Source organism: Allorhizobium ampelinum S4 (genome assembly GCF_000016285.1).
Lineage (GTDB): Bacteria > Pseudomonadota > Alphaproteobacteria > Rhizobiales > Rhizobiaceae > Allorhizobium > Allorhizobium ampelinum.
The window spans coordinates 695051-708242 of the sequence record NC_011989.1; the positions used below are offsets into that span (position 1 = coordinate 695051).

Sequence of the window (13192 nt, forward strand, 5' to 3'; positions counted from 1 at the left end):
ACGACAGCTTTCCCTTCTTCTCCGGTTAGCTCAAAATCGTTAGAATAAAGCTCTCCTGAGCGGTCAAGTATCTGGTTTAAAACAGCGAGCGATCATCGTTTCCCGAAAAGAGAAATGCGTGAGCCTTATCTGGCCGAGCCGCAAGCTAGCTGTGCCTTCTTAGCGCTATCAACTCACCCGCTCTTTGTTTTACGCATTTTTGGTTGGCAAAACCGGTGCCCACTTTTTCTGGAAATGCTTTAAACGCAACACTGCTGTGAACCTCGAACCCTCCGCAATGAAGAAAAAGTTGACGAAAAAATTCATCTATTGCAATGAGAGGTGGTAACGGGCGCATCTTGCCGTCAGACGGGATGGCCCGACGCCAATGATGTGCCAGCCGGAGCCGTTCATGTCAGAAACACGCCCTGCGATATTGCCGATCTTGCGGCTGCTTTTGGTCGAATACTGGCGGGACGCGCGGCTTACCACGATCATGATCCTGGCTGCATCGCTGGTCGGCTCGGTGGCTTCGATCACCGCTCCCTATCTGTTTTCCCGCGCCGTTGACGATTTGACAGAGCGGACGGGCAATGCCTTCCAGATCTTTCTGCTCTATGCCGTTTTATTCGGCGTCGCCTCCGCCTTCAGCCAGGCATCGCGGTTCCTGATTTTCCTGTGTGCCGAAAAGCTCTGCTATATCGCCAATCTGGCCTTCTTCGCGCGTCTTTTGAGGAAGACGCATGGATTTTTCCTGGATCACAACCCGGCGGATATCGGCGCGGCAATGCAGGAAGGGCAGCAGACCCTAAACATCATCACCCAGCTTGGGATGGGTGGCTTTTTGCCGGGCATTGTCCAAATCGCCTTGAGTGCGCTGCTGCTTGGGCAACTCGTCAGCTGGGACATCGCCCTGATCGTCCTGACCTATGGAGCCGTTGTGGTTGGCCTCGACTACATGCGGACCGGGCGCGTCAATCCGTTTCTCGACAAGGCGATAGCTTGTAGCCAGGACAATGCGAGACTTGTTGGCAATGCGGTTGCCGTCATCGACACGCTTCGTCAGACACGCGGGGAAATATGGATCGCGGGCCAGTTTGCCAGAAGTGCAGGGGAGGCCTTCAGCAATTGGCGGCGTTATGTGCTGGCCAGCAGCACGTTTGCGACCGTTCTCGGCGTTGCGGCGATGGTTCAGCTTGCCGTGACCTTCCTGCTTCTCGTGCCGCAATATCGCGCCGGCCATCTCTCGATCGGCGATATCGTGCTGTTCAACACGCTCTTGATCCAGCTAAACGAGCCTTTTCACCTAATCGGCATGGCGATCAAGGAAACGGTGGAGGCAGCGGCGCGGTTTCGCCCTTTCGCCGCCATGTGGGCCGCGCCGGAAGCGATCCGGCCTGCTGATCCCATTGCCTATCATCGCTCGCAGGGATCGCTTGTGTTTGAGGACGTGACCTTCCGCTATCCGAATGGCCGCGGGATTTCCAAATTGTCCTTCACGGTTGAGCGAGGCACGCCGACATTTCTGGTGGGTGAGACCGGGTCCGGCAAATCCACTGTCCTGCGGTTGCTGCTGAAAAGCCTGGAGCCCGCCGAAGGCCGCATTCTGGCGGATGGAACTGATCTCGTGCGGATCGACAGTGATGATTGGTTTGCCCATGTCGGCGTGGTGCCGCAGGAGGTTGCGCTGCTCAATGACACGCTTACGGTCAATATTGTGCTCGGACGACCATTCGATGCACAGCATCTGCGCGAGGTGGCAAGGCAGGCATCCATTCTGTCGCGCATCGAAGCCATGCCCGACGGCTTTGAAACGGTTGTGGGCGAGCGCGGATTGAAACTCTCGGGCGGAGAACGCCAGCGGATTGCCATCGCCAGAGCGCTTTACGGCAATCCCGCCATTCTCGTTCTGGATGAGGCGAGTTCGGCACTCGATGAGGACACCGAACGGCAAATCATGGATGGGCTGCGCGATCTGGCGCAGGATCTCACCATCATCGCCGTGACCCACCGCCTATCGTCCATTCGTCCATCTGACCAGGTTGTGCGCCTTGCAGCAGGTGAATGAGCATCGCCAAAGCAAAATCGATCCGGTTCTTATTCCGTGCTGGATGCCATGCTTATAAATTCCGGCGTTGTACGGTCGATGTTCGTGCGAACCATGTGGTTGACCGCAACCAAGACCGCTTTGCCCCATCGTTCTCACTGTCGTAAACACGTGCCTGCGCGAAATACACCGCCCCGCGTTTCCTGAAATATCATGGCCGATCCCAATCGGAGTTAACCGCTGAACCGCCGGGCTGTTATGGTGCCGAAAATCCGTGTAACCGGAATGCGCTATGAACAAAGCTCTCGTCGTCATTTTCGCCACCGTCGCTCTCGATGCGGTTGGGTTTGGCCTCATCTTTCCCATTTTGCCGGCTTTGTTGCGGGAGGTGACGCATATCCAGAATGTGGCGCCCTATATTGGAATGTTGGTGGCGCTTCATGCTGTCATTCAGTTTATCTTTGCGCCGATCCTGGGATCGCTCAGTGATCGGCTCGGTCGCCGGCCGATCCTGTTGATTTCGCTGGCGGGGGCGGCGGTCAATTATCTGTTTCTTGCTTTTGCTGACAATCTCTGGCTGCTGCTGCTAGGGCGCGCCATTACCGGGTTGACCAGCGCCAATATGTCGGTGGCGACGGCCTATGTGACGGATATTTCGCGGGAAGATCAGCGGGCGCGGCGCTTTGGGCTGTTTAATGCGATGTTTGGTCTGGGCTTCATCTTCGGGCCGATTATCGGCGGCGCGCTGGGGGATTATTGGTTGCGGCTGCCCTTCATTGCCGCTGCCGTGCTGAATGGCGGCAATCTGCTGCTGGCGTTTTTCGTCCTGCCGGAATCCCGCATTCCGACGCGGGAGAAGATCGATCTGGTGGCCATCAATCCGCTGCGGCCTTTGAAATGGGCGTTGTCGCTGAAAAATCTGCTGCCGATGGTCATCCTGTTTTTCATCTTCAGCTTGACGGGTGAGGCCTATGCCACCTGCTGGGCGCTGTGGGGTGGCGATGCGTTTCAGTGGAACGGGCTGTGGATCGGCCTGTCGCTCGGCGCGTTCGGCATCTGTCAGGCGCTTGCCCAGACCTTTCTTCCTGGCCCGGCGGTCAAGCTGTTCGGCGAACGGATCGCCATTCTGATCGGCGTTTCCAGCGCCTGCTTTTCGTTGACCGTCATTGCCTTTGCAACCGAAAGCTGGATGGTGTTTGCGATCATGCCGGTTTTTTCCCTGAGCGGCATTGGCGTTCCGGCCCTGCAATCGCTCGCAACCGCCCAGGTCGATGCGGATAAGCAAGGCCAATTCCAGGGCGTGCTGGCTTCCGCCCTCAGCCTTGCCGCCATTATCGGCCCCCTGATGTTTTCAAGCGTCTACTTTCTCATCCGGGACTATTGGCCGGGCGGCATCTGGATGGCGGTCATTGCCGTTTATGCCGTGAGCGTACCCTTGGTTCTGGGCCTGCGTCTCAAGACTAAAACCAGCGGGAAAGCAGTTTAGCCCGACCTTCCAGCCGGGCTAAACACGCTCGTTATGTGTATCTCAGGCGGCCTTGATGCCCTGAGCCGCAATCCCTTGCGTAACCACGACCGGGATCAGCAGGTCGCCCCAGTTTCCATCGCCACCATGGTGGCGGGCGGAGCGCACCAGCTCGACGGAAACACCGGCCTCCACGGCTTTCAGGACGGAATGGTTCAGCCGATGCAGATCATTGGCCAGCATCCGGATCAGCGCCTGCTGGTCGGCATTCATGGCGGTTGCCTGTTCTTCGGCACGTTCTTTAACGCGGGTCTGGGGTGTCATGGCATTGCTCCTCTTATGTCTGGGGTTTTTGAAAGGCCTGGAGGTTTTTAAGAGTTTGCCCCGCCCGAGACCGGGCGGGAATTGCGATAAAGGCAGTCGTCAATTTTTGACTGGCCAGGGCGGTGGATATCAGCAGGACAAAGGCCCAGAACTCATTCAGCAGCAGGGCGGAACTGGTCATGTTCGGTCGACTCCTTCATGGCCGTGGTTGAGGACGTGCCACCGGAAATCGCCATGGAAACCGCATCGAAATAGCCGGTGCCAACTTCGCGCTGATGCTTGGTGGCGGTGTAGCCATTGGCTTCTGCGGCAAATTCCGCCTGTTGCAGCTCGGAATAGGCGGACATCTGCCGGTCCTTGTAGCCACGCGCCAGTTCAAACATGCCGTAGTTCAGCTGATGGAAGCCCGCCAGCGTGATGAACTGGAACTTGTAGCCCATGGCGCCCAGTTCCTTCTGGTACTTGGCAATGGTCGCGTCATCGAGGTTCTTTTTCCAGTTAAAGGATGGCGAGCAATTATAGGCCAGCTTCTTGCCCGGATGCACCTTATGCACGGCCTCCGCGAATTTGCGGGCCTGTTCCAGATCCGGCTTGGAGGTCTCCATCCAGATCAGATCGCAATAAGGCGCATAGGAAATGGCGCGGGCAATGCAGGGCTCGATGCCGTTTCGTACCTGGTAAAAGCCTTCGGCAGTGCGACCCGCATCATAGTCCACAAAAGGCTGGTCGCGCTCATCGATATCAGAGGTCAGCAGCTTGGCGGCCTCGGCATCGGTGCGGGCGATGATCAGCGTTGGCGTGCCCATCACGTCGGCGGCAAGCCGGGCGGCGGTCAGGTTGCGGATATGGGCGGCGGTCGGGATCAACACCTTGCCGCCCAGATGGCCGCATTTCTTCTCCGACGCCAACTGGTCTTCGTAATGGACGCCCGCCGCACCCGCCTCAATGAAGGCTTTCATGATCTCGAAAGCATTGAGCGGCCCGCCAAAACCAGCTTCCGCATCGGCAACAATCGGTGCAAACCACGTCTCGACCGACAGGCCCTTGCCTTCCTGGGTTTCGATCTGGTCGGCCCGTTGCAGGGTCTTGTTGATCCGCTTGGCCAGTTCCGGGGCCGCATTGGCAGGGTAGAGCGATTGGTCGGGATACATGGAGGACGCGGTATTGGCGTCCGCGGCAACCTGCCAGCCGGAAAGGTAGATCGCCTTCAACCCGGCGCGCACCATCTGCATGGCCTGATTGCCCGATAGCGCCCCCAGCGCATTGACGAAATCCTCCTGGCCGATCAGCTGCCACAACCGGTTCGCCCCCATTTCTGCCAGCGAATAGCGGATATCCACGGAGCCACGCAGCCGCTTGACATCCTCTGCCGAATAGGTCCGCTCAACGCCATCGAAACGGCCTTGTGGCGCGGAGGGAACGAGTTTGTAAAAATCAGTCATGGCAGTCTCCTCTTGTCGTTTTCATGCAGGAATACCGCGCTCCTCTTGCTGCTTTCCTGCTGGTCTGATGTGACTTGTTTTACAATGCGTTGCAAAATTTCCCAAGAAAAAACGATAAAACAACGGCTTGAAAGAGGTTAGGATGTCTTGTTGTTTACAAAAGAGCGATGTAACATTGTAAAAATTGTAAATTATCGACGTCGCGCCTTAAAGCGTAAGTTTTGTAAATTTCTGTCGGAGGGACTGACATGGCCGACCACAAGATCTTTGCCGGGCCACGGGTGCGGCGGGTGCGCAACGGCCTGGGCCTGACCCAGACGGCGATGGCCGAGGCGCTTGGGATTTCGCCGTCCTACCTCAATCTGATCGAGCGCAACCAGCGACCGCTGACCGTACAATTGCTGCTGAAACTGGCCTCGGTCTACAAGGTTGATCTGGAGGAATTGCAGGGCGATGCGGGCGGCGGCTCGGTGCCGCTGCGCGAAGTGTTTGCCGATCCGCTGCTGGCGGGCGAAATTCCCGGCGATCAGGAGTTGATTGAGTTTGCCGAGGCGGCCCCCAATGCCGCCAGCGGCGTGGTCAAGCTTTACCGCGCCTACCGGGAGCAGGCCAAGCGTCTGTCGGACCTTGCGGAATTGCTGGCCCGCGAGGGGCATGAAACGGCACTGGCCGGGGCGCGGCTGCCGATGGATGAAGTGCGCGACGTGCTGGAGCGCCGCAGCCTGCATTTTCCCCTGATCGAGGCGGCGGCGGAAGCCTTTCATGCGGCGCTCGACCCGGGCGATGGGCTGGAAGCGGCGCTGAAAACCTGGCTGCGCACCCAACACGGCATTGTCGTGCGGGCGCTGCCCGTGCATGTCATGCCGCATCTCGGGCGGCGCTATGACCGCCATTCCATGCGGCTGTTCCTGTCAGAGCGGCTGTCGCCGTTCGACCAGTTGCGGGAAATGGCCATGGAAGTCTGTCTTCTTGTCATGGGCGAGGAAATCCGCGCCGAGCTGGAAACCTTGGTCCTGACCTCGAACGAAGCACGCCGCATCGCCCGGTTTGAACTGGCGCGCTACGCCGCCCACGCGTTGATCATGCCCTACGGCGCTTTTCTTGCGGCGGCGCAGCGGGCGCGTTATGATGTGGACGTGCTGCGCGCCCGGTTCCGGGTGTCATTCGAGCAGGCGGCGTCGCGGCTGGTCACATTGCAGAGGCCGGGCGCTGCGGGCATCGGGTTCTTCCTGATGGAAATCGATCACGCCGGTAATATCATCCGCCGGGCTGGCGGACAGGGTTTCCCCCGCGCCACGTTCGGCGGCCAATGTCCGAAGCTGAATATTCATGCGGCCTTTTCAGAACCGGGACAGGTTCTGGTCGAGCCTGTGGTTGCCCCAGATGGCGCCGGTTTTCTCACCGTGTCGCGCACCTTGGAAGGGCCGCAGGCGGGCTTTCAGCAGCGGGTCCGCCGGACAGCCCTGCTGATCGGCTGCGATCTCGCTCACGCACAGGACACCGTCTACGGCGAGGCGCGGATGGCGCCGGTGGAGATCGGACAGGCCTGCCGGATCTGCGAGCGGCAGGCCTGTCTTTCCAGGGCCGAACCACCGATGACCCGGCCACTGGGACTGGACGAAATGACGGCGGGATTAAGCGCCTTCGATTTCCAGTAAAACAAGTCTTTGCTGTGCTGCGGAAAATTACGCTTGTCGCCCGCATTTTTCCTTTCTAGTCTGGTGAAAAATAATGGGAACGTCGGGCCGTGTCCCCCAACGGCCTGGAAACAGGAGACGTGATGACATCCACCGGGATTCGCTTTGCTGCCGCCGCCTTTGCGGCCATGTCCATCACTGCATCGACGGGCGCGCTGCCTGCCGGTGCTGCCGACCGGGAAGTACATGTCTATAACTGGTCGGATTATATCGATCCGCAGATTCTTGAGGATTTTACCAAGGAAACCGGCATCAAGGTCGTCTATGACGTCTTCGACAACAATGACCTGTTGGAAACCAAGCTTTTGGCCGGTGGTTCCGGCTATGATGTGGTGGTGCCGACCGGTCCGTTCCTGGCCCGGCAGATCCAGGCGGGCGTGTTCCAGAAGCTCGACAAGTCGAAACTGCCGAACCTCACCAATATGTGGCCGATGGTCATGGAGCGGCTCGCCAATTACGACCCCGGCAACCAATATGCCGTCAACTATATGTGGGGCACGACCGGCATTGGCTACAATGTCAAGAAGATCAAGGCGATCTTCGGCGATGACGTCAAGGTCGACAGCTGGGACTTCATCTTCAAGCCGGAAAACGCCAAGAAGCTCAAGCAGTGCGGCTTGAACATCCTCGACGCCTCGGATGAAACCTTCGCGATTGCCATGAACTACATCGGCAAGCCGGCTGACAGCAAGAAAACAGCCGATCTGGAAGCGGGCGCCAAGGTCTACCAGGCGATCCGGCCCAGTGCCAAGACCTTCAACTCCTCCTCCTACCTGAATGATCTCGCCAATGGCGATATCTGCGCCACCATCGGCTGGTCGGGCGATGTGATCCAGGCCAAGAAGCGGGCGGAAGAGGCCAAGAACGGCGTGGAAATCGCCTATGTGATCCCCAAGGAAGGAACCTATATGTGGTTCGACAACCTGGCGATCCCGGCGGATGCCAAGAATGTCGAGGAAGCCCATGCCTTCATCAATTACCTGATGAAGCCCGAGGTGATCGCCAAGGCGTCTGATTTCGTCTCTTACGCCAATGGCAATCTGGCCTCGCAAAAAATGGTCAGCGCCGATGTGCTGAACAATCCCTCCGTCTATCCCGACGAGGCGACCATGAAGCGGCTGTTCACCATCTCGCCTTACGATCCCAAATCGCAGCGCGTCCTGAACCGGCTCTGGACCCAGGTCAAGACCGGCAAGTAAACGAGATGAGGCGGGGCAGAAATGCCCCGTTTTCTATTGATGGGATGCAGCAAAAGCACCGCTGAACCTTGCAAAACAAGAGGTAGGCGGGAAAGGGGACCGATGGCGAAGACTCTGGGGCCGGTGAAACGCAAATTCGCACCTTGGACGGAGCGGGGGCAATTGCCCTTCATCCGGTTTGAAAATGTTACCAAGCGGTTCGGACCGTTCACGGCGGTCGATAACCTTACCCTGAACATTTACGAGCGGGAATTTTTCTCGCTGCTGGGGCCATCGGGCTGCGGCAAGACCACGCTGATGCGGATGCTGGCCGGTTTCGAGGAGCCGACCGAGGGTCGCATCCTGTTGCAGGGCCGCGATCTCGCCGGTGTGCCACCCTATCGTCGTCCGACCAATATGATGTTCCAGTCCTATGCGTTGTTTCCGCATATGTCGGTGGAAAAGAACATCGCCTTCGGTCTGGAACAGGACAATCTGCCCAAGGCCGAAATCAAGGCGCGGGTCGAGGAAATGCTGAAACTGGTCAAGCTGGAGGAGTTTGCCAGGCGAAAGCCCAATCAGCTTTCCGGCGGCCAGCGCCAGCGGGTCGCCCTGGCCCGGTCGCTCGCCAAACGTCCGAAAGTGCTGCTGCTGGATGAACCGCTCGGCGCGCTGGACCGCAAGCTGCGCGAGGAAACACAGTTCGAGCTGATGGATCTCCAGACAGAGCTTGGCCTGACCTTCCTGATCGTCACCCATGACCAGGAAGAGGCGATGACGGTGTCGGACCGGATCGCTGTCATGGACAAGGGCGAAATCGTCCAGGTGGCGACGCCCGCCGAAATCTATGAGGCGCCGAATTGCCGTTACGTGGCGGATTTCATCGGTGACATCAATATTGTCGAAGGCCGGTTGCTGCGAAGCGATAGCGCTGGCGGCCCTGTGGCCATCGCCTGTGACGGCTTCACCAGCATCGTCGATCAGCCCTGCGATCTCGCTGACGGCGCCGAGGTTGCCTTTGCCATCCGCCCGGAAAAGGTTCGTATCTCCATCGATCCTCCCGCCGATACCAGCGTCAATGCGCTTTCCGGTGAGGTCTGGGATATCGGCTATCTCGGCGATTTTTCGGTGTTCATCATCCGGTGCGAGGATGGCTTTACCTTCCGGGCAGCTCAGGCCAATGTCGCGCGCCTGGTAGACCGGCCGATCACGTTCGGCGATCAGGTCTGGTTTTCCTGGACGCCGGATGCCGGCCTGTTGTTGACGAGGTAGCGCCATGGCCGAGCCCGCAACCCTTCCACAAGCCGTTCCTCCGGTCGTTCGCCAGGCAAGCCGCGCTCGCTGGTTGATTGTCGTCCTCCCCTACCTCTGGCTGGGTTTGTTTTTCCTGGCGCCGTTCTTCATCATCGTGAAGATCGCGCTATCGGATACGGCCATCGCCATGCCGCCCTATACACCGGTCTTCCAGGGCTTTTCGCAATTGGGCGATTTCCTGTCACAGCTGGATTTCGAGAATTTCCAGATCCTCGGTGAAGATCCGCTCTATATCGAATCCTATCTGTCGTCGCTGAGGATCGCGGCGATCTCCACCCTGCTGCTGCTGTTGATCGGCTACCCGATGGCGCTGGCCATGGCACGCGCCAAGCCGGAACTGCGCCCAACCCTTGTGATGATGGTGATCCTGCCGTTCTGGACCTCCTTCCTGATCCGCGTCTATGCCTGGATCGGCATCCTGAAGCCGGAAGGGCTTTTGACGCTGCTGCTGCAAAGCCTGCATATCTACGGTCCCGACCAGCAGGTGCATATTTACCAGACCGACATCGCCGTCTTTATCGGCATCGTCTATTCCTACCTGCCCTTCATGGTCCTGCCGCTCTATTCGGCTCTGGAGAAGATGGATGGCAGCCTGCTGGAAGCGGCAAGCGATCTCGGTTGCCCGCCGATCACGGCCTTCTGGCGGATTACCTTTCCGCTGTCCCTGCCGGGGGTGATTGCCGGGTCAATGATCTGCTTCATTCCGATCACAGGGGAATTCGTCATTCCCGACCTGCTGGGCGGTGCCGACACGTTGATGATCGGCAAGACCATGTGGACGGAGTTTTTCGGCAATCGAGACTGGCCAGTGGCCTCCGCCGTCGCCATCGTGCTGCTGCTTCTGCTTGTGGTGCCGATCATGATTTTCCAGAACCAGCAAAGCAAAGTGTGAGGGACCGTGATGAAATCTGGCCGTTTCGATCCCGTTTTTCTCACTTTCGGTTTCGCCTTTCTCTATGTGCCGATCCTGATCCTGGTGATCTTCTCGTTCAATGCGTCGAAGCTGGTGACGGTCTGGGGCGGGTTCTCCCTGCGCTGGTACCAGGAGATCTGGCAGAACGACAGCCTGATGGATGCTGCCTGGGTCACGCTCAGGGTCGGCCTCATCTCAGCCAGCCTTGGCACGGTGCTCGGCACCATGGCGGCGCTGGCGCTGGTGCGGTTCGGGCGGTTTCGTGGCCGCATGCTGTTTTCCGGCATGGTCTATGCGCCGCTGGTCATGCCCGATGTCATCACCGGCCTGTCGCTGCTTTTGCTGTTCGTTGCGCTGAATGTCGATCGCGGCTTGATGACCATTACGCTGGCCCATACCAGCTTTACCATGTGCTATGTGGCCATCGTCGTGCAATCGCGGCTGGTGACGTTTGATCGCAGTCTGGAAGAGGCGGCGCTCGATCTGGGTTGCCCGCCGGTCAAGACCTTCTTCCGCATCACCCTGCCGCTAATCCTGCCAGCCGTCGTTTCCGGCTGGATGCTGGCCTTTACCCTGTCGTTGGACGATCTGGTGATTGCCAGCTTCACCACCGGGCCGGGCGCGACGACGCTGCCGATCAAGATCTATTCGCAGGTGCGTTTGGGTGTGACCCCGGAAATCAACGCGGTTTGCACCATACTGATTGCCGTTGTGACGCTTGGTGTGATCATCGCCTCCATCGGCACCAAGCGGCGTGAATTGCAGCGTCAGCGCGATGAGCATATTGCCGCTGCCGGACGGTGATGTGAACGATCAAGGCCGGGCTGGCGACAGGATCAGATCCGGCCAGGAACCGCCGATAAACATCCGCAGCGGTGCAAAATTGCCAGCGACATCACTGGCACTGTTGGCATAAGCAGTGCCGGGGCGGACTTCCGTCGAGAGGGCCAATCCCTTGAAATTATAGGGAATGACACCGGAGAAAGAGGAGGACTGCACACTGCCCAGCAGATCACCCTTGCCAATATTGATACTGCCATCATCAAGCGTTGCTGACACAGTCAGATTGTCAAATGGCAATTCACCCGTGCCAGCATCCTGCAATCGGAAAAACTTCTGTTCCGCCGCCTTGCGCCGGATGCCCTCCGGGTTGACGCCGGTGATCCGGCCCGGTCCGGCACTGAGGTCCAATGTGCCGGTAATATCCGCTGCACGGGTCTCCCACAGTGCCCGGTTGGTCGCGGCCGAGATCGTCAGGGAGCCGGGCCCCAGCGGCAGGGGGCCATTCAGCGCCAGTTTGCCTTCGATATCGGAAAGATCGGCATTGGTCAGCGACAGGTCCAGATGGCCGCCTTCGTCGAAGCCGCCATTGCGGCCTTCGAGATGGGCAATCAATGTTCCATCGGCCAGCGTGCTATCGGCAATATCGAACACGACGGTGCCATCGGTGGCCAGAATGCTGGCACCCATATCGGTGAGTGTGAAGGGCGCATAGGTCGCCTTGCGGGCCGAAAGCGTAAGGTCGAATTCTAGCCAGTCCAGCAGTCCACTTTTCCCGTTATTATGACTGGTGTCGGGCGCCGAGAGCGAGAAGGCACCAAGAAAGGTCGGAATATCCATCTGCTCAAAGGCCAGTGTGCCACTCAGCTTCGGCTTGCCGCTTTTCGCCTGGGCCATTTCCATCAGTCCGGTTGCACTGGTATCGTTGGCCGTAAAGGACAAGCTGTCCAGCCTCACCTTGTCGGTCTCCGCCGTCACTGTGGCGTTGACGGAGACTGTGTGCAGCGCTTCCGTGCCCGGTAGCGTCGCGCCTGTCCAAGCCAGAAGCCCCGGCACGTTGGAAATCGTTAAGCTGAGCTGGCCGGAGGCAAAACGGGCGGGCGCAAGCCCTGTCTTGCCGCTGAAACTACCCTTCAGGGTCGGTGCGGTCAGGGAAAATTCCGCCTGGCCAACCCCGCCGCCCAGCAGGATCAAGGGCTGGGTGGAGGCAAAATCCAGCTGGGTGGCAACACCGCCGATGATCATATTGGCATTGCCGATCGCGGGTGCCGACATCACTGGCCAGAACAGATGGGAAAAGATGCTGTCGATCACCACCCGGCGCTGTAACGGTTGATCCTCGATGTCGATCCGGCCGTTTTCAATGGTGATCGATCCGATCCGGGCATCATAGGCCTTGTCCAGGCTTTGTCCGCCCTTGATGCTCTCCTGGACATGAGAAATGGCATCGGAGAGCAGGCCTTGTCCCGCCCAATCGAGATGGCCTTGCGTGTTGCGCCGCATGTAGATGTGGGGCCGGCTGAGATGGAAATCGTCAAAGACCGGATTGCCCATGGCTGCATGGACCAGTCCGAACGAAGCCGACAGCACGTCGATATGGGCAAGAACGCGCTTGGCCTTGCCAGCCGTCCCACCAGATTGAGCGGGATCTCGGTCGGTAATGGTAACATCGGGCAGGGTAATGCGCGGCTCTGGCCAGAATTGCAGGCTGGGCGTTCCTGCGATCTCTACGTCATGGCCGCTCCAGCGGCTGATGGCTTTTTCGATGCTGCCCCGCACCAGGCTGCTGGACACGATATAGGGTGCCGCCAGCCGGGATGCGACAAAAACGCAAAGTGCAACCGCGATGACGGCAATCGCTGTGCGGGCCAGCCGGGGACCGCGCCAACGCCCGGGCCCTGACCATTTCCGTTTTGAACCGAGCGTCACATCAGGCCTTTCACATCCGGCGCGAAGAATAAGTCCACTGCCGCCGTTCCGATACAGCAAAGGTCTTTGCCTGGCAATTTCCTTGGCCAATCATCGAGTGGCAATCATGGAGAGCCCACGCAGC

11 protein-coding genes are annotated in these 13192 nt (G+C 58.9%); 7 read left to right on the forward strand and 4 right to left on the reverse strand.

Annotated features, from left to right (window positions below; translation table 11 throughout):
• Positions 1-391 precede the first annotated feature (391 nt).
• The gene (locus tag AVI_RS03255; RefSeq protein WP_015914999.1) at positions 392-2047 is read left to right on the forward strand and encodes an ABC transporter ATP-binding protein; all 1656 of its coding nucleotides are present in this window, start codon (positions 392-394) and stop codon (positions 2045-2047) included.
• Positions 2048-2318: 271 nt separating this feature from the next.
• The gene (locus AVI_RS03260; RefSeq protein WP_015915000.1) at positions 2319-3512 is read left to right on the forward strand and encodes a TCR/Tet family MFS transporter; all 1194 of its coding nucleotides are present in this window, start codon (positions 2319-2321) and stop codon (positions 3510-3512) included.
• 42 nt (positions 3513-3554) lie between these two features.
• Here AVI_RS03260 and AVI_RS03265 read toward each other — a convergent pair whose 3' ends face one another.
• From AVI_RS03265 to aceA, 3 genes are read right to left on the reverse strand one after another with little or no spacing between them, the layout of a single operon-like run.
• Entirely contained in the window at positions 3555-3815 is a 261-nt protein-coding gene (locus AVI_RS03265) for an SMc00767 family acetate metabolism repressor (RefSeq protein WP_015915001.1), read from the reverse strand.
• A gap of 13 nt (positions 3816-3828) precedes the next feature.
• Complete coding sequence (locus AVI_RS30975; protein ID WP_156597001.1) at positions 3829-3996, reverse strand: hypothetical protein; 168 nt, start codon at positions 3994-3996, stop codon at positions 3829-3831.
• Complete coding sequence (gene aceA / locus AVI_RS03270) at positions 3968-5257, reverse strand: isocitrate lyase (RefSeq protein WP_015915002.1); 1290 nt, start codon at positions 5255-5257, stop codon at positions 3968-3970. The genes AVI_RS30975 and aceA overlap by 29 nt, the downstream gene beginning before the upstream one ends.
• Positions 5258-5505: 248 nt before the next feature.
• On the opposite strand from aceA, the gene AVI_RS03275 reads away from it, so the two are divergent.
• The 5 genes from AVI_RS03275 (at position 5506) to AVI_RS03295 (ending at position 11163) form a co-directional block, all read left to right on the forward strand.
• Positions 5506-6915 (forward strand): helix-turn-helix domain-containing protein, encoded by a 1410-nt coding sequence (locus AVI_RS03275; protein WP_015915003.1) that lies wholly within the window; start codon positions 5506-5508, stop codon positions 6913-6915.
• A gap of 167 nt (positions 6916-7082) precedes the next feature.
• A complete protein-coding gene (locus AVI_RS03280; RefSeq protein WP_049777269.1) occupies positions 7083-8153 on the forward strand; it encodes a polyamine ABC transporter substrate-binding protein in 1071 nt (356 codons plus the stop codon).
• A gap of 102 nt (positions 8154-8255) precedes the next feature.
• The gene (locus AVI_RS03285) at positions 8256-9404 is read left to right on the forward strand and encodes an ABC transporter ATP-binding protein (RefSeq protein WP_015915005.1); all 1149 of its coding nucleotides are present in this window, start codon (positions 8256-8258) and stop codon (positions 9402-9404) included.
• 4 nt (positions 9405-9408) lie between these two features.
• On the forward strand, positions 9409-10338 hold the full coding sequence (locus tag AVI_RS03290; protein ID WP_049777130.1) for an ABC transporter permease subunit: 930 nt from the start codon (positions 9409-9411) through the stop codon (positions 10336-10338).
• A 9-nt stretch (positions 10339-10347) separates the two neighbouring features.
• On the forward strand, positions 10348-11163 hold the full coding sequence (locus AVI_RS03295; RefSeq protein WP_015915007.1) for an ABC transporter permease: 816 nt from the start codon (positions 10348-10350) through the stop codon (positions 11161-11163).
• 9 nt (positions 11164-11172) lie between these two features.
• Here AVI_RS03295 and AVI_RS03300 read toward each other — a convergent pair whose 3' ends face one another.
• On the reverse strand, positions 11173-13068 hold the full coding sequence (locus tag AVI_RS03300; RefSeq protein ID WP_041696226.1) for an AsmA family protein: 1896 nt from the start codon (positions 13066-13068) through the stop codon (positions 11173-11175).
• Positions 13069-13192: the final 124 nt, after the last annotated feature.

Coding starts and splice junctions, on each gene's coding strand:
- AVI_RS03255 (WP_015914999.1), top strand. CDS start 392: ATGTCAGAAACACGCCCTGCGATATTGCCGATCTTGCGGCTGCTTTTG.
- AVI_RS03260 (WP_015915000.1), top strand. CDS start 2,319: ATGAACAAAGCTCTCGTCGTCATTTTCGCCACCGTCGCTCTCGATGCG.
- AVI_RS03265 (WP_015915001.1), bottom strand. CDS start 3,815: ATGACACCCCAGACCCGCGTTAAAGAACGTGCCGAAGAACAGGCAACC.
- AVI_RS30975 (WP_156597001.1), bottom strand. CDS start 3,996: ATGACCAGTTCCGCCCTGCTGCTGAATGAGTTCTGGGCCTTTGTCCTG.
- aceA (WP_015915002.1), bottom strand. CDS start 5,257: ATGACTGATTTTTACAAACTCGTTCCCTCCGCGCCACAAGGCCGTTTC.
- AVI_RS03275 (WP_015915003.1), top strand. CDS start 5,506: ATGGCCGACCACAAGATCTTTGCCGGGCCACGGGTGCGGCGGGTGCGC.
- AVI_RS03280 (WP_049777269.1), top strand. CDS start 7,083: ATGTCCATCACTGCATCGACGGGCGCGCTGCCTGCCGGTGCTGCCGAC.
- AVI_RS03285 (WP_015915005.1), top strand. CDS start 8,256: ATGGCGAAGACTCTGGGGCCGGTGAAACGCAAATTCGCACCTTGGACG.
- AVI_RS03290 (WP_049777130.1), top strand. CDS start 9,409: ATGGCCGAGCCCGCAACCCTTCCACAAGCCGTTCCTCCGGTCGTTCGC.
- AVI_RS03295 (WP_015915007.1), top strand. CDS start 10,348: ATGAAATCTGGCCGTTTCGATCCCGTTTTTCTCACTTTCGGTTTCGCC.